Source organism: Gottfriedia sp. ABJ_BB2_2, from assembly GCF_055484705.1.
This window is the reverse complement of record NZ_JBVFKR010000003.1, coordinates 1-17,124: the sequence shown is the minus strand read 5'-3', so window position 1 is coordinate 17,124 and position 17,124 is coordinate 1. Positions and strand designations below refer to the sequence as shown.

18 protein-coding genes are annotated in these 17,124 nt (G+C 33.6%); 3 read left to right on the top strand and 15 right to left on the bottom strand.

Going from position 1 to position 17,124, the window contains the following annotated elements; genetic code table 11:
* Positions 1-28 precede the first annotated feature (28 nt).
* Together secDF and ACX6U0_RS08795 are read right to left on the bottom strand one after the other, a co-directional pair.
* Positions 29-2,266 (bottom strand): protein translocase subunit SecDF, encoded by a 2,238-nt coding sequence (gene secDF, locus ACX6U0_RS08800; RefSeq protein ID WP_464959590.1) that lies wholly within the window; start codon positions 2,264-2,266, stop codon positions 29-31.
* A 101-nt stretch (positions 2,267-2,367) separates the two neighbouring features.
* The gene (locus tag ACX6U0_RS08795) at positions 2,368-2,646 is read right to left on the bottom strand and encodes a post-transcriptional regulator (protein WP_464959589.1); all 279 of its coding nucleotides are present in this window, start codon (positions 2,644-2,646) and stop codon (positions 2,368-2,370) included.
* A 152-nt stretch (positions 2,647-2,798) separates the two neighbouring features.
* Between ACX6U0_RS08795 and spoVB the strand changes: the two genes are divergently transcribed.
* Entirely contained in the window at positions 2,799-4,355 is a 1,557-nt protein-coding gene (gene spoVB, locus ACX6U0_RS08790; protein WP_464959588.1) for a stage V sporulation protein B, read from the top strand.
* Between the two features lie 284 nt (positions 4,356-4,639).
* On the opposite strand, the gene ACX6U0_RS08785 is transcribed toward spoVB, so the two are convergent.
* Positions 4,640-5,290 (bottom strand): DUF421 domain-containing protein, encoded by a 651-nt coding sequence (locus ACX6U0_RS08785; protein WP_464959587.1) that lies wholly within the window; start codon positions 5,288-5,290, stop codon positions 4,640-4,642.
* A 180-nt stretch (positions 5,291-5,470) separates the two neighbouring features.
* Between ACX6U0_RS08785 and ACX6U0_RS08780 the strand changes: the two genes are divergently transcribed.
* Positions 5,471-5,854, top strand: coding sequence for a TIGR04086 family membrane protein (locus ACX6U0_RS08780; protein WP_464959586.1), 384 nt, complete (start codon positions 5,471-5,473; stop codon positions 5,852-5,854).
* 69 nt (positions 5,855-5,923) lie between these two features.
* On the opposite strand, the gene yajC is transcribed toward ACX6U0_RS08780, so the two are convergent.
* From yajC to ruvA, 6 genes are all read right to left on the bottom strand, one after another.
* Positions 5,924-6,196 carry a preprotein translocase subunit YajC gene (gene yajC / locus ACX6U0_RS08775; RefSeq protein ID WP_464959585.1) on the bottom strand — a complete coding sequence of 91 codons (273 nt, stop codon included), beginning with the start codon at positions 6,194-6,196 and terminating at the stop codon, positions 5,924-5,926.
* Positions 6,197-6,222: 26 nt separating this feature from the next.
* Positions 6,223-7,362: a tRNA guanosine(34) transglycosylase Tgt gene (tgt, locus tag ACX6U0_RS08770; RefSeq protein ID WP_464959584.1), complete on the bottom strand. Its 1,140-nt coding sequence runs from the start codon at positions 7,360-7,362 to the stop codon at positions 6,223-6,225.
* 20 nt (positions 7,363-7,382) lie between these two features.
* The gene (gene queA / locus ACX6U0_RS08765) at positions 7,383-8,411 is read right to left on the bottom strand and encodes a tRNA preQ1(34) S-adenosylmethionine ribosyltransferase-isomerase QueA (protein WP_464959583.1); all 1,029 of its coding nucleotides are present in this window, start codon (positions 8,409-8,411) and stop codon (positions 7,383-7,385) included.
* 105 nt (positions 8,412-8,516) lie between these two features.
* A complete protein-coding gene (locus ACX6U0_RS08760; RefSeq protein WP_464959582.1) occupies positions 8,517-8,714 on the bottom strand; it encodes a DUF2905 domain-containing protein in 198 nt (65 codons plus the stop codon).
* Complete coding sequence (gene ruvB / locus ACX6U0_RS08755) at positions 8,711-9,712, bottom strand: Holliday junction branch migration DNA helicase RuvB (RefSeq protein ID WP_464959581.1); 1,002 nt, start codon at positions 9,710-9,712, stop codon at positions 8,711-8,713. Before ruvB ends, ACX6U0_RS08760 begins: the two co-directional genes overlap by 4 nt.
* A gap of 5 nt (positions 9,713-9,717) precedes the next feature.
* Positions 9,718-10,335 (bottom strand): Holliday junction branch migration protein RuvA, encoded by a 618-nt coding sequence (ruvA, locus tag ACX6U0_RS08750; RefSeq protein WP_464959580.1) that lies wholly within the window; start codon positions 10,333-10,335, stop codon positions 9,718-9,720.
* A 123-nt stretch (positions 10,336-10,458) separates the two neighbouring features.
* Between ruvA and ACX6U0_RS08745 the strand changes: the two genes are divergently transcribed.
* Positions 10,459-10,998: a GNAT family N-acetyltransferase gene (locus ACX6U0_RS08745; RefSeq protein ID WP_464959579.1), complete on the top strand. Its 540-nt coding sequence runs from the start codon at positions 10,459-10,461 to the stop codon at positions 10,996-10,998.
* Between the two features lie 79 nt (positions 10,999-11,077).
* Here ACX6U0_RS08745 and ACX6U0_RS08740 read toward each other — a convergent pair whose 3' ends face one another.
* From ACX6U0_RS08740 to ACX6U0_RS08715, 6 genes are all read right to left on the bottom strand, one after another.
* Positions 11,078-11,596 carry a BofC C-terminal domain-containing protein gene (locus ACX6U0_RS08740; protein ID WP_464959578.1) on the bottom strand — a complete coding sequence of 173 codons (519 nt, stop codon included), beginning with the start codon at positions 11,594-11,596 and terminating at the stop codon, positions 11,078-11,080.
* Between the two features lie 258 nt (positions 11,597-11,854).
* The gene (locus ACX6U0_RS08735; protein ID WP_464959577.1) at positions 11,855-12,319 is read right to left on the bottom strand and encodes a GNAT family N-acetyltransferase; all 465 of its coding nucleotides are present in this window, start codon (positions 12,317-12,319) and stop codon (positions 11,855-11,857) included.
* Between the two features lie 472 nt (positions 12,320-12,791).
* Positions 12,792-15,005 carry a YhgE/Pip family protein gene (locus tag ACX6U0_RS08730; RefSeq protein WP_464959576.1) on the bottom strand — a complete coding sequence of 738 codons (2,214 nt, stop codon included), beginning with the start codon at positions 15,003-15,005 and terminating at the stop codon, positions 12,792-12,794.
* 71 nt (positions 15,006-15,076) lie between these two features.
* Positions 15,077-15,649, bottom strand: a complete 573-nt coding sequence (locus ACX6U0_RS08725) for a TetR/AcrR family transcriptional regulator (RefSeq protein WP_464959575.1) — start codon at positions 15,647-15,649, stop codon at positions 15,077-15,079.
* 203 nt (positions 15,650-15,852) lie between these two features.
* Entirely contained in the window at positions 15,853-16,626 is a 774-nt protein-coding gene (locus tag ACX6U0_RS08720) for a YhcN/YlaJ family sporulation lipoprotein (RefSeq protein WP_464959574.1), read from the bottom strand.
* A gap of 175 nt (positions 16,627-16,801) precedes the next feature.
* On the bottom strand, positions 16,802-17,124 hold a 323-nt coding region (locus ACX6U0_RS08715), incomplete at its 5' end, for a hypothetical protein (RefSeq protein ID WP_464959573.1).

The window sequence follows — 17,124 nt, the reverse complement described above, 5'->3', positions numbered from 1 at the left end:
TTTAGCCTATACTCTCTCTTTTAAAATATTATTTTGCTTCTTCGGTCTCTATTACCTGATGTTTATCAAGCTGGCGTCCTTTTATAAACAACCAAATTTGAGATGCAATAAAGATTGAAGAATATGTTCCAACAACTAATCCGACTAATAAAGCGATAGAGAAATTAAGAATTGCGTTACTACCAAAAATTAATAATGCAACTACTGCTAAAACTACTGTAAGTACTGTTTTAACAGAACGTCCTAATGTTTGGCGAATCGAATCATTCACAATTTCATTCAATTCTTCTCTAGTACGAATTTTCTTTTTAAGCTTCATATTTTCACGTACACGGTCAAACGTAACAATTGAGTCATTAATTGAATAACCAACAATCGTTAGGACAGCCGCGATAAATGTAATATCAACTTCTAATCTAAAAATACTAAATACAACAACAATGAAAAACGCATCATGAATCAATGCAACTACTGAAGCTAGAGCATAAGAGAATTGGAAACGTAAAGATACATATAGGATAATTCCTATTGATGCAATCACTAATGCTTTTAATGCATTTGCAGCTAATTCACGACCAACAACTGGGTCTACAGTACTTACATTCGGCTCAATTCCGAATTCAGATGTAAATTCTTTTTTCAATTTGTTGATTTCATCTTTAGATAAAACACCTTTAAACGCAATCGAACCAGCTTTTGCACCATTTTCAGATATCGTCGTGCTCTCAGCCTCTAAACCTAATTTTTCTAATTCTTCGTTAACAAGTTGTTTCGTTACAGCTGATTTTGATTCAAACGTTACTCGTGTCCCACTTGCGAAATCAATTCCAAGATTTAAACGGAAAATCGAAAGAACAATGACACCAATAATCGTAGTAATAATTGAAAAATAAACAAATTTTCGTCCAATACTTACGAAATCGACTTTATCATACTTAGTTGGTGGGTGAGCTAAATTATGATTTAATCCTAAAATCTCACTTTGTTTAATGCCAAACCAAGTTTTTTTATTATTTAAATAACGACTTTGAACTAATAAAGAAAGTAATAAACGAGTTCCAAAAACCGCAGTGATAAAGCTTACTAAAATACTAACAATTAAACTTGTTGCAAAACCTTTAACAGAGCTTGTACCAAAGATAAATAATACTGCCGCTGCAAGCAATGTTGTGATATTCGCATCAAAAATTGTTGCAAATGAACGTTGGTTTCCAGCACGATAAGCAGATGCAACTGATTTACCTAGTTTTAGCTCGTCTTTTAATCGTTCATACGTAATGATATTATTATCTACCGCGATTCCAACACCTAGAATTAAGGCAGCAATACCTGGTAATGTTAATACTGCATTCATCCAATCGAATACAAGTAAAGTCAAGTATACATATGCAGTAAGCATGATACATGCAAGTAATCCTGGTAAACGATAGAAGTAAAGCATGAATAAGAAGATGATAATAACCCCAACGATACCAGCTAAGATTGTTTCATGAAGTGCATCAGTACCAAATTTAGCTCCGATTGAAGTAGAATATAATTCGTCAAGATGTACAGGAAGTGCACCTGCATTTAATAAATCAGCTAATTCTTTTGCACTTTCAACAGTAAATGTAGAGCCTACAATTGAAAGAGAATCGTCTGTAAATACTTGATTTACACTAGCAGCTGATAAGTATGTAGGTTTTTCTTTTGCAGATTCTTTTTTAAATGAATCTACACCTTCTTTAAAATCTAACCAAATAACCATCATGTTATTTGGAGGTCCCATTTGTAATACCTTGCTTGTTACAGATTCAACTTTTTTAGCATCCTTGAATGTAATCGAAACACTTGGTTTGTTCATTTCATCAAATGTTTGTTTTGATGCACCTTCTTTTAAATCTGCACCAGTCATTAATACTTTGTCATTTACATCGCGAATCGTTAAGTTCGCTTCAGTCGAAAGAATATCACGTGCTTTCGCTTGGTCTTTTACACCAGCTAATTGAACACGAATACGATCTTTACCTTCAATTTGAATATTAGGTTCACTTACACCTAATACATTAACACGTTTTTCTAATGCTTTTGCTGTACTTACTAATACAGTTTTATTTACTTTTTCGCCTTCTTTAATTGGTTTGACCTTATAAAGTACTTCAAAGCCGCCCTGTAAATCCAGACCTAGCTTTATTTTGTTCGCTGTACCCATTACAGTCGTTCCAATTACCGCTGCTAAAACAGCAATAATTAAGAAGAAGGCAACTATTCTGTTACGCTTCACCATTTTGTGAATTTCCTCCTCTAAATTGTCCAAGTCTAGTATAAAAATGGTATGTATTCATTCTTTCATTATACAAATGCAATTTTTTCATTGTCAATTTTTGTCTAAATTGACTCTCCAAACTGCCATGTAGGAGATTTAAACGATTCAATTCGAATATAATTCATATAATCATTTACAGTTAAAGAGAGTATGTCTTCAACAAGTTGAAATAGTTTCGGTTCGTCCTCATTCTTTCGCCATAGAGTATTTTCAAGGCATTGCCACAATTCATTTTCACTGACGGTATCATATCCAAGCATTTTAAACTCGTCCAATTTACTTTCTATCACAACTTGTAGTTTCGGTTTATATTCAGAAACCTTCTCACGAAACGCCGACATACTCTTCCCTCCTAATTTTCTGTATTTTTAGAAAAATGACGTTAGTCCATATTATTTCATTCTCTAGATGTGAACTTGTCATGCTTGGCTACATTTCTAGCATATATATAATTGTAAATCATTCTAGGCAGTTTGAGAAGGTGGTAAACGCTATGTCAAAGCAAACGTTTTTAAGAGGGACGTTTTTTTTACTAATTGCGGGACTAATAACGCGGATATTAGGATTTTTTAATCGTATTGTAGTAGCAAGGATCATGGGAGAAGAAGGCGTCGGATTATATATGATGGCTGTACCAACTTTGTTTTTAGTGATGACGTTAACACAATTAGGTTTACCAATTGCAATTTCTAAATTGATTGCAGAGGCTGTCGCACAACAAAGAAAAGACCGAATCAAGAAAATCTTAGCAGTATCAATGACCATAACTGGTATTTTAAGCATTATCTTTACAACAGCAATGATTTTCCTATCACCTTATATAGCGAAAAATTTATTAACAGATGAAAGAACGATGTATCCTTTAATCGCTATAGCTCCAGTTGTACCGATCATAGCGATTTCATCAGTTTTACGTGGATATTTCCAAGGTGTACAAAACATGCGTCCATCTTCGTTCTCTCAAGTGATCGAGCAGACAGTTCGTATTGTTTTAGTAGCCGTGTGTACCAAAACATTTTTACCATATGGGGTAGAGTTTGCTGCTAGTGGGGCCATTATTTCTGCAGTTTTCGGAGAATTAGCTTCATTGGTATACATGTTGTATGTGTTTAGGAAAGAAAAAAATGCAAAGTTTTTAACTGGTTTCCGTTCAAATATAAAAGATGGTAAAAAAACACTAAGTGATTTATTGGGTATTGCATTACCAACTACAGGTAGCCGTTTAATTGGGTCCATTTCAATGTTTTTAGAACCTATCGTAGTTTCCCAAAGTTTAGCGATCGCCGGCGTCACTGCAATAGCTGCAACGAAACAATACGGTTTACTTTCCGGTTATGCATTACCATTACTATTACTCCCAGCATTTATTACTTACGCACTGTCAACCTCCCTTGTTCCTGCCATCAGTGAAGCAATGGCTAAAAAAGATCGCATTACAGTAGAACGAAGATTACAACAATCGCTTCGATATTCAATGATTGCTGGTGGTTGGTCTGTTGTTATTCTCTATGTTTTTGCATCTCCAATTTTAACTTTAATGTATAAAAGTGACCAAGCAACTCCTTTCATTTTGCTACTTGCACCTTGCTTCATCTTTTATTATTTCCAAGGACCACTTCAAGCAGTTCTTCAGGCATTAAATCTTGCAAATTCAGCAATGATTAATAGTTTTGTTGGTTCAGTAGTAAAAATTGCCTGTATTATTTTACTTGCTACTAACCCAAAATTTGGTATAAACGGAGTCGCTTTAGCAATGAACATCAGTATTGTCACAATCACAGTACTTCACTTCTTTACCGTATTAAAAGCAATTCAATTTACAATCTATTTAAAAGATTATGCATACTGCTTAGTTGTATTAGGGGCTTGTATATACTTAGGTAATTTTATTAAACACTATGTAGTGTTCTCTTCATCTTTATTAGTACAAACATTATCAAGTATTTCAATCGTAACGTTAATGTACATACTATTGATTTTTCTATTTAATTTAATTAAGAAGGATGAAATCATTCGACTTCCATTCTTCAAAAAAATCATTACTAGATAATCTTTTGTTTTTAAATAATTTTTTCCACAAAAAAAGTGTCTATTATACAATTGTATAAAGGCACTTTTTTTGACCGCTACTTTTAGCTACTCTGTAAGCATTAGAGACTCTGCACATTCCCCTAATGATCAAATTCTTTTTTGTTGATGTTAATGAATGCGTAAGTTGGATTACAACACTATGTTGATCCCTTTCCGTGGGGCAAAAGCCTGGTAGACATGCTAAAACCCCGACGTCCTCATGCATGCCCCTCATCCTATGGGCATCCTGAGGGGTCACTTATATCATTTATCCTCTTTCTTATCAAAAAACACTTCTCCATCTCTTACACTACAATATGATATTTGCTCAAAATGTGTATAGCCATGGTTTTTTAATTGCTGAAGTAACCATATTTTATCTTTATTATAATGAGATAGATTATCTTCTTGCACGATTCCATCTAGAATAAGAGGAAACGTTAATGCACTGAATGCACTCTCTTCAGTATTCTTTTTAAAAATAGACAGTTTCCCTGTCGGCTCTAAAATAGCATACTCAACATCTCTAATATCACCAACATCCTTTTCTCTTAATTGTAAAAGGAGGTCGTCAAACGTATATCTTTGTTTTTTCATTTCTTTTTCTAGCACTTTCCCATTACTAATAATTAAAACAGGCGATCCATCTAATAATTTTCTAAACTTTTCACTTTTTAAAGAAATGATAGAAAATATAATTTGAATGATGACAATTAGTAACATAGGATATACAACTTCGAAAATTGGTTCTTGATGTCTATCAATCCCAATTGCTGCAATTTCAGTTAATAAAATAAAAACGACTAAGTCTAATAAACTTAATTCTCCAATCTCTCTTTTCCCCATAATCCGAAAGAAAAAAGCGATGATTAAATAGATGACTATCGTACGAATCGTCATTGAACCAATATCCATTTACTACTCACCTCATGCCCATTACGAATCATTAATTTCAGTTTTTCTATAAAACGAAGACAAAATACGCTACTATGTAAGTTCTATATATTTTACTATTTGTATTTACGCTATAAGTATTCTAAAAATCCAACTCATGAATATGCTTGTATTAAAGAGTGTACAAGGGGGGAATTATAGATGAAAAAAACAGCAGTAGCTGTCTCTTATGGTGTTTTGACCATTTTGTTATTAGTATTATCAATTAGTTTAATTTTATCATTATTACTTAGACTAACTTCACTGTCTGAAGCAAGTGTGACAACGACAACTTTTGTCCTATCTTTTATTATTATGTTAATTGGTGGGTTTGTAACAGGTGCTAAAGGGAAGGAAAAAGGATGGTTACTAGGTTTATTAACTAGTGGAGCTTATTCTGTATTTGTATTTTTTGTACAATTCCTAGGGTTTGACCGTACATTTTCTAAAGAGCAGCTAATGTATCACGCAATCTTTATTGCCATTTGTATGTTAGGATCTATTTTCGGGGTAAATACAGCAAGTAATAAATCCTATAATCGCTAATCCATTAGAAAATGGAAAAAACGCTAGCTTATAAAATAAACTAGCGTTTTTATGTTTCATCAATACAATTTATGCATTCGCTTTTGATTCACGGATTGCATTTCTATCAAAAACTAAACGTGAACCATCTGCTGTTTTTAATGTGATTGTGTTATTTTCTTCGTTGATCGCATCAACTGTTCCATGTAATCCACCAATTGTTACAATCGCATCACCTTTAGCAATTGAAGCTTGCATTGCAGCAGTTGCTTTTTGACGCTTTTGTTGAGGACGGATTAATAAGAAGTAGAAAATTACAAACATTAATATTAATGGTAAAATCCCTGCTATTCCACCTGACATTTTTTTCTTCCTTTCATTATGTAAAATTAAAAGTTCCTAGCATTCGGTTTATTGAAGCCATATTGTTCGAAGAATTCTTCTCTGAAATCCCCTAAACGGTCTTCACGGATTGCTTGACGAACTTGTTCCATTAATTGTAACAGAAAATGTAAGTTATGATAAGTAGTCAATCTCATTCCAAATGTTTCTTCACAGCGAATTAAGTGTCGGATGTATGCTCTTGTATAGTTCTTACATGTATAACAATCACAATTTGGATCCAGTGGTGAGTAATCTTCTGCATATTTGGCATTTTTAATGACTAATCTACCTTCACTTGTCATACATGTACCATTTCTTGCAATACGAGTTGGAAGTACACAATCAAACATGTCCACACCGCGAATTGCACCGTCAATTAATGAATCTGGAGACCCTACACCCATTAAATATCGTGGTTTATTCGTAGGAAGTAATGGTGTGGTAAACTCTAACACTCTATTCATTACGTCCTTCGGTTCACCAACTGATAATCCCCCAATTGCATATCCTGGGAAATCTAATGAAACTAAATCCTTTGCACTTTGTTTACGAAGCTCTTCATACTCTCCACCTTGAACGATACCAAATAATCCTTGATCCTCTGGACGTGCATGTGAATTTAAGCATCGCTCTGCCCATCTACTCGTACGCTCAACTGAACGTTTCATATAATCAAATTCAGCAGGATATGGAGGGCATTCATCAAATGCCATCATAATATCAGAGCCTAATGCATTTTGTATTTCCATTGCTTTTTCTGGTGATAAGAATAGCTTATCCCCATTTAAGTGATTACGGAAATGTACGCCTTCTTCCTCAATTTTACGGAATTGACTTAAGCTAAAAACTTGGAATCCGCCAGAATCCGTTAATATTGGTCGATCCCAGTTCATGAATTTATGTAATCCACCTGCGTTTTTTATAATTTCATGACCTGGTCTTAGCCAAAGGTGATATGTATTACTTAAAATAATACCTGCTCCCATTGCTTTTAAATCTTCAGGAGACATTGTCTTTACTGTTGCTAATGTACCTACTGGCATAAATGCAGGCGTCTCAAAAGAACCATGCGGTGTATGGACGATTCCTAGTCTTGCACCTGTTTGTTTACAAGTTTTTATATGTTCATAACGTATTGCTGTCATTGTTAGATTCCTTTCAATTCTTAAAGTATTAACATTGCATCGCCAAAGCTAAAAAAGCGATATTTTTGTTCAACTGCTTGTTTATAAGCAGAGAGAACTGCCTCTCTTCCTGCTAAAGCACTGATTAACATAATTAAAGTAGATTTTGGTAAATGGAAGTTCGTAATCATACCATTTATCCCCATAAATTGATAACCAGGGTAGATAAAGATAGACGTCCAACCACTACTGCCTACAAATTTTCCATCATTTGCCGTTGCAATCGTTTCAACAGTACGAGTGGATGTTGTTCCAACTGTTATTATTCTTCCCCCATTTGCCTTCGTTTCATTTAATAGCTTTGCAGTCTCATCAGACATAAAGTAGTATTCGGCATGCATATCATGTTCTTCAATTGAGTCGACACTTACAGGTCTAAAAGTACCTAATCCTACATGTAGCGTAATAAAAGCAAGTTTAACGCCTTTCTCTTGAACTCTGTTTAAAAGTTCTTTCGTAAAATGTAAACCTGCTGTCGGTGCAGCTGCAGAACCAATTTCCTTTGCAAAGACTGTTTGATAGCGATCTTTATCATCCAATTTTTCTTTAATATAAGGAGGCAGTGGCATTTCACCAAGTTGATCAAGTATTTCATAAAAAATACCTTCATAATGAAACTTTAATTTTCTTCCACCTTGTTCACTTGATCCAACACACTCAGCTTTTAAACGACCATCACCAAAACGAATAATCGTGCCTTCTTTCACTCTTTTTGCAGGCTTTACTAGTGTTTCCCAAACATCCTTTTCTTCTTGCTGAAGTAATAAAACTTCAATTTGCGCACCAGTATCCTCTTTTTCACCAAATAATCTAGCTGGCATAACTTTTGTCTCATTTAATACTAGGCAATCCCCTTCTTGCAGATATGCTAATACATCTGGAAATTGCTTATGTTCTACTTTACCAGTTTCTTTATTTAATACCATTAATCTAGATGCTTCACGATCTAACAGAGGTGTTTGTGCAATTAACTCTTCTGGTAAATCGAAATCAAATAATTGTACATCCATACTTTCACCTATTTCTATATTAATAACAGAATGGGAGATAAAGAAACGAATTTTCAATTTCGTTCCTAACAGCCTCTCCACTCTTCCTAAACTTTTACCTTTAACCTATTTTCTCCCAAAAATTGAGAAAATAAGTGATAAAATAACGCTTATAATAATGCATGTTACGATTGGAAAGTAAAAAGATACATTACCTTTTTTGACAAATATGTCACCTGGTATTTTTCCAAAAAATCGTAGTGATAGCCCTACAACAAGTAAAACAATTCCAAGTGTTATCAGTACTTTTGACATTTCTATCATTGTTTTGGAACCTCTAATCCGAAGTGTTTGTAAGTTAAATCAGTCACAATTCTTCCTCTTGGCGTTCTTTGAAGAAATCCTATTTGAAGTAAGTAGGGCTCGTAAACGTCTTCAATTGTTTGTGATTCTTCTCCAATTGAAGCTGCAATTGTATCCAGTCCAACAGGACCACCTCTAAAACGCTCAATAATAGCTAAAAGTAATTTATGATCAATATGGTCAAGTCCAACCTCATCAACCTGCATTTGAATTAGCGAGCTTTTCGCAATGTCAAAAGTGATGATTCCACTTCCTTGAACTTGAGCAAAATCTCTCACTCTACGTAGTAAACGATTTGCAATCCTAGGTGTTCCTCGAGATCTTCTAGCGATTTCTAATGTAGCATCTTTTTCAATTTCCATTCCAAATAATTCAGCAGTTCGTTTTACAATTAACGCTAGCTGTTCTACTGTATAAAACTCTAATCGATTTAATACACCAAATCGATCTCGCAGTGGTGCTGATAGTAATCCAGCTCTAGTTGTTGCGCCAATTAAAGTAAAAGGCGGTAAATCAATTCGAACCGAGCGAGCAGTAGCATCCTTACCAATTACAATGTCAAAGAAAAAATCCTCCATTGCTGGGTAAAGTACTTCTTCAACTGTTCTTGGGAGGCGGTGTATTTCATCGATAAACAAAACATCCCCAGGCAAAAGAGAAGTTAAAACAGCAGCTAAATCACCAGGTCGCTCGATGGCTGGACCTGATGTTGTTTTAAACCCAACGCCAAGTTCATTTGCTATTATTGCAGCTAATGTAGTTTTACCTAATCCAGGAGGACCATATAATAGAACATGGTCTAAAGATTCACTTCGCATTTTGGCAGCTTCTATGAAAACTTGTAAATTCTTTTTTACTTTATCTTGTCCTATGTATTCTCTAAGTGACTGAGGTCGTAAAGAAAGCTCTTGATCAAATTCTTCACCTTGACTCTCACTAGATAAAATCCGGTCATCCATTTATATCACCTCTTAGCTTGCAATAATAATTGAAGAGCTTTTTTAATATATTCATCAGTTGACAGATTTTCTGTTTTTAAAATCGGTATTAATTTTTTCGTTTCTTTGTCTGCATAACCCAATGCTTTTAATGCTTCTATAGCATCATCTAATGATGAAGCCGCTTGTTCTTTTTCTTCTATTGCATCAATATCAGTAAATAAATCAACCTGCATAACGCCAAATACTTTTTCAAGTTTCCCTTTTAGATCAAGTATCATTTGTCTAGCAGTCTTTTTACCGACACCTGGAAATTTTGTTAAAAATGTTTCATCTTCTTCCTCAATCGCTTGAACGATTTTATTTGGCTCACCAGTTGCAACGATTGCTAAAGCACCTTTTGGGCCGATTCCTGAAACACTTAATAGTTTTTGAAATAAAGTACGTTCATCCATTGTTTTAAAACCATATAGCATCATTATATCTTCTCTAACATAATGATGTGTGTAAACTTTTATTTCTTCATTTGAAGGTCTAAAAACGAATGGATTCGGCGTTACTAATTGATATCCTATTCCATTATGGTCGATCACAATATATTCAGGACCTACCCAATCTATCTTTCCAATTATATATTCGTACATGGTACTCTCCCCTTTTTACATGTATTCCATTGTACCATATAAAGAAGAAGGAAAAAAATATACGACCGTCGAAAATGTCGAAAATAGAAATATAATTCACATATAAGGAGGCTATTATTTGATATGTTTCCGTTCATTACAACAGAACGCCTTTTTTTAAGGGAAATAGAAGTAACTGATTTGAATCGGATGTATTCAATATTGACCATAGAAGATGTGACCCGCTTTTATGGGCTTGATTCTATCAACAATAGTAGTGAAGTACTGGATCTTATTCATTACTTTAAAGAGATGTTTGCAACAAAAAAAGGCATTCGTTGGGGGATTGTAAATAAAGAAACGAATACGCTAATTGGCTCATGTGGCCTGAATGCCTATCAAGAACGAAACAAAAGAGCCGAGGTAGGATATGAGCTCCATCCTGATTCGTGGGGACATGGTTATGCTTCTGAAGCTGTAAAAGCAATCTGTACATATGCTTTTGATCAATTGAACCTCAACCGAATTGGTGCAATCGTATATCCAGAAAATATACCTTCTCAAAAACTACTTGAAAAATTAGGGTTCGTAAATGAAGGTTTATTGAGAGATTATTTAATTCAAGATGGAATTGCTCACTCTACGATTTCCTATTCAATCTTACGAGACGAGTGGAAATATTAAGACCGAAAATCTAATTTTTAGTTTTGTCTAAAATACAAAAATGGACTTGTTAAGACAAGTCCATTATTTTGTGATACTATTACGTATCTTTTCGTGCATATTCTCTTAAATAATTTAAAATATGGTCGTATCTTTTTTTCGTTGATATTTTAATGCCTCTTTCTAGTTGTTTCTGTTTATTGACTTCTAACTTATTCGTGTCAATCTGAAAGAATGATTCAATTATATTATTCCCGCTAGGTATCCCAATATATAAATTCAACATGCCTTTTCCATTAATTCCAATATAGCCTTTTGATTTTAAAGTTGGTGAAAGGTCATCTATTTTTTTCAGTAAAACGATTTCATCATCATTTTCCTCTATTACTTTCCAATCTTTAAATTCTCGTTTAACTTGATTTAAAGTTTTGTGTTGATTAACATATATTTCCTCTATCACTTCACCATTCACGTAAACTTTATGTAGAATGATCGTGATTCCCTTTTCTTCACTAGAATAATCGTATGAATCCACCTTATTGAGCTCTGCCAATGTTTCAGTTTGTGTTGGAATAAATAAGAAAAGTAAACATACTAGAATCAAAATAAACTTATTCACAAACATCAACTCCTATAGACATATTGTACAAGCTTTTTTAGTTTGACCATTTTTTGTTACTTTATCCTATTTCAATCAAACAAAAAAAAGCTCATAAAGAGTCACCTTTATGAGCTAAAAGGGGGTTAACGAATAGCAAACAATGTGATATTCAAAGTGTAAAAAAGAACTTCTAGTTCTTCCTATTAATATAATTTTATCATTATATCATTGATGTATTTCTTTAATATTTGAACATTTTTTGAATTTTTTCACTTTTTAGTTAACTGCCATTCCTCTTTCAAATAAAGAAATATAGAAGTTAGGAGCGACTTCAATATTTTTTAGAAATGCAAATCCTTCACTTTTATATAAATTAATAGCCGGAACATTATCTGCCCCTGTACTTACTATTACTTTTTCATGCGGAACAACAATTTCACTCATAAAGTATCTTAGTAATTTCCTGGCGATGCCTTGTTTAAAAAAGGCAGGATGTACAACCAATCTACATATTAGATACTCAGTTTCATCTTTTGAGTATGATAAAAAAGCTATTAATTGATTCTCATGGATATAACCAATAAATAGTTCAGTTGAAGTCTCGATTGTTTCAACAGTATCCTTTAATTGTGGGATTCCATCAAACCCAATAATCTGTGCTTCTACTTTGTATGCCGGAATTTGAACATCCAAAATTTGTTTTGCAGTATGACCATCTTGATGATCGATTTGTTTAATCATTAATCCGATCTCCTTCCATCTAATCATACCTCTATTATCTCATGCACTTATGGCAAAGCAAGTCTATTGAGACTAAAAGAGTCTATAAAAAATGACGATAAAAGTTTCCACTTTAGTATACTCGACTCTAGTAGGTGAAACGGTACAGGGGAGAACCCTAAAAATTTAACCAAACATTTCTAACCGTTAATGTTTTTAGATACTTTAGAAAAATGTACTGTTCCATTTAGTCAAAACATGTGACAAATAGAAGTTGATTGGAACGGAAGGATGCTCGACTCCTATGGGAGATGCGGGACAGGTGAGACCCCACAGGCGAGAATGCGCCGAGGAGGCTCAGCGTACGCCCCATGGAAAGCGAGCATCCTGGAGTGGAAATCAACATACTTCATTGAACAGAGCAGAATTTATAGAATTATTTAAACAGTACTAACAAACAAAAACCCTATCAAATTGATAGGGTTTCATCGATTTAAGCATTAATCGTTTGATTTTCATTTATTTGACTACCGTGTTGTTTTTTGAAGCTTACTACAAAATACGTTAAAGTAATTGCACTAAATAACACGATAAATCCTACTAGAATACCGACATTTTGCCACATAAAGCTGAAGTCTCCAGTAGAAATAACTGCTTTAAATGCATTTACTGTGTAAGTCATTGGTAAAAATGCATTAAAATGTTGTAAGAAATCTGGTACTAATTCTAATGGGAATGTACCTGCACTTGTTGTTAACTGTAAAATTAACGCAATAATTGCAAGGAATCGACCTGCGTCACCGAATACAGTTACTAACACTTGGATTAAAGCTAAAAATGCAAAGCTTGCTACTAAGCTGATTAATAGGTAATACGGTAAAGATTTTACATCTAATCCTAATAATGTAATTAATGCAATACTTGCTATGAATGATTGAATGATCCCAACACCAATTAGGATGCTCGTTTTCCCAGCATACCAGCTAAACGGATTACGAGGCTTAGAAGCTGCTTCTCTTAGTGGGAATACTACTGAAAGTAATAATCCACCAACATATAGTCCCATTGATAAGAAATACGGTGTAAAACCTGTTCCATAATTAGGAACTGCATTTACACTATCTTTTTCAAGAGTAACTGGATCAGAATACATATCTAATTGATCATCATTTGTTGATACATCACTCGTTTTAGACTTCGCATCGCCAAGCTTGCTTGATAATTCACTAGTTCCATCTTTAATTTTAGTTAATCCATCTTCTAATTGAATTGAACCGTCTTTTAATTGATCTACACCTGATACTAATTGCGGAGTATTTCCATTTAATGTTGAAATACCATTAGAAATTTGACTCATTCCACCTAATAGTTTAGATGAGTTATCATTTAATTTATTTGCGCCATCCGCTAGCTGATTGATTCCATCAACTAAAAGTGGTGCCTTATCATTTAATTGTGTCAAGCCATTTGTAACCTCAGACTGACCTTTAGCTAATTTTGATACACCATTTGCAAGTTCTTTGTGAGAATCGTTCAGTTTTTGTGCGCCACCTGATAAACTCTCTCCTCCAGCAGATAATTTTTCTGCGCCTGCAGATAGTTGAGAAATACCAGTTGAAACAGATTTACTGCCTGAAACTAAAGCTTCAATTTTTGCTTTGTAGATTGCTTGTTGTTCTGCAGGTAATGAAGCTAATAATGGTGCCATTTCTTTTTGAAGCTGTTCAATACCATCAGCTACTTGTTTTGCACCCGCTGCTGCCGATGTTGCACCTTTATTCCATTCTTTTAGTCCTAAAGAAATCGATTTTGATCCTTCAAGTAATTGAGCTGAACCTTCTTGCAGTGCCGGCATTTTTCCATTTAACTGACTTAAACCAGTGTTAACTTGATTTGACCCTTGTGCCAATTGATTAATACCTGACCCTAGTGGTCCAGCATTTGATTCTAATTGTTTTAGTCCGTTATTTACTTGACTAACCCCTGAAGTATATTGAGTTAATCCATTTAATTCTTGTTTAGAACCGTCATCAAGCTTGCCAACGCCTTCTTTTAATTCTACTGACTTACTTGAAAGTTCTTTTAAACCATTCGAAAGTTTTGTTGATCCTTCTTTGGCATCGCCTACACCTTTGTCAAGCTTTGACGATCCATCGCTTGCTTTCGATATTCCATCAGTTAACTCACCGATTTGATCGTATATTGTTTCAACATAAGTTCTTGAAATTGTGTTTGCTATTTTTTCTTTAATTTTTTCAGCAGCAGTACCACCTATTTGACCTGATAAGAAGTTAAATCCTTCATTTGGAATATATTCCATTGTCAATTTCTTAGGTGAATTTTCAGTTACTGTAGCTGCATTTTTAGAAAAATCTTTTGGAATTCTGACAGCCATGTAATAGTCTTGATTTTTCAAGCCTTTCATTGCTTTTTCGTTATCGACAAATGTCCATTTAAAATTATCGTCATTCTTTAAATTCTCGATCAATTCATTACCGACTTGAATTTGTTTACCTTCTAATTCTGTACCTTCATCAAGATTAACGACCGCTACTGGAATTTGATCTAATTTATCGTATGGATCCCAAAATGCCCATAAAAACATACCACTATAAAGTAATGGCACTAACAATACTGCAATGATAGGAACTAAAAGTTTCTTATTGCGAACAATATTGCTAAATTCCTTTCCAAATTGTGAGTTCAAACTATATTCCCCCTTGTACTAACTGACCATTTTGTTCATTTGGTCATTTTATACTATAAATTAAATGGATATCATTTTGATAATCCATTTAGAATATAAAAATTAAATAGTTCTGTTATTTTCTTTGGACTAAGTGCTTCATGTTCTTTTTCCCATTCAATTTTCAATGTGGTATAAAGACGTAACATAATTAAAGCCGTCATTTCAGGATCACATGCAACAATTTCTTTTTTCTCTATTGCTTCTTCAATTTTCTTTTTAATGTAAATAATAATTGAATTGTTTAAACGTTTAAGCGCATCATGTACTGCTGTTGTACCTAATTCTTTTTGTTCTTGAATCAGCTTAATTGTTAAATCATGTTCACTATGGAATGCGATAAATACTTCTAACCCTTTATGAGCTTTCTCGATAAATGAATCTTCATCTCGAATTGATTGTTCAGCTAAAAATTTCATTTCAATAATTAAGTTATTGATGATTTCATCAAATAATTCTTCTTTATTTTTGAAAAAAGTATAAATTGTTCCTTTACCAACATTGGCTTGTTTTGCGATTTGACTCATGGTTGTCGCCTTATAGCCAAATATTGTAAAAGATTTTGTTGCTGCCTCTAAAATAAACTGCTTCTTCACATTACTCACATAGTCCCTCCTTTTTGACAAACTGACCAGATTTGTTTTCTGGTCATTTTTAGGATAAATACACTTTAGCACACAATATTACTCTTTTCAATTCTTTTTTCATTTATTTTATTACTTTGGAAACAATTTATACAGATGAGATTTAATACGCAACTCAATGTTATTAAAAAAGGAAGAAGCTTTTAAGCCTCTTCCTTTTAACATTACTTATTATTAGTAATATCTTTTACGCCACGTTTAACACCTTGATACATATCTTTAACATCATTTTTTGTGTTACGAATGATATTATTCGTGTCGTTTGGAATATTCATGATATCATTTCGTACATTACCATCAAACGTAACGTATACTTTTTTACCACTTGTATATGGTGATAATGTTTTTTTGATTTTTGAACGAAGAGCACCTTCGTCTACGTTCTTATTTGTTAAATCTACAGCAACAAGTAATTGATTTCCAACAACAATTGTATTTGCTTCATTTACATTTGTCATTTGTTCTACTCGTTTTGAGATTTGGTCTGCGTATATTCTATCCCCTTCGCTCATTCTAGTGTTCGTGCTAATATTCGTAAATGGTATGAGCGTATTATCATTTACATTATTATTTGTATTATAACGAGTTTGATCAGTTAATGAATATTGATTGTTATAATTATTGGCATTTCGTGAAGTATGTCCATCACGGATAATCCCATCATTTTTATATTCACTATTTAATCCTTCGTTAATACGGTCGTTACCAAAATGAACATTTTGTTTTGCATACATATCTCTATTATTTGGATAATCTAAATCATTTACATAACGATCGTTCACCGCATAAGGGTTAGTCGGTCTATTGTCGAAGTTCACTCTTTCGTATCCAACTTTGTCATTACGGTCATTCATTGCATTATTATCAGTGCCACATCCAGATAAAGCTAATGCAGTTATAACAGTACCAGTAGCTACGATTAGACCTTTTTTATTCAAAATAAAAACCTCCCTTTGTCTACAGCTAATTGTAACACTGCAAAAGTATTACATAGTTAGGTTGACCAATTAGGAGATTTTTAAATTGTTAATTGATGGGTTGCTAACTATTATAAGGCAATCATAAAAAACAGACGATTTCTTGTTAGAAATCGTCTGTACAAAATCAATCAATTTAATTTTCGTCTTCCTCAAAGTATGGTACTCCATAAGAAGATTGATTTTGAGCATATGGAGTAAATAATTGTGAATTCGGATCAAAATACGGATTTGGTTGCCCACGATACATTGGGCCATTTGGTCCCTCAGAATATGGCGAAACAACTGGACCATTATTACCTTGGAACTTAGGATAATCCATTGGTCCTTGGTATGCTGGCAATGTTTGTGGGAAGTTTTCATTTGGTCCCATATATGCTGGCAATGTTTGTGGGAAGTTTTCATTTGGTCCCATATATGCTGGCAATGTTTGTGGGAAGTTTTCATTTGGTCCCATAT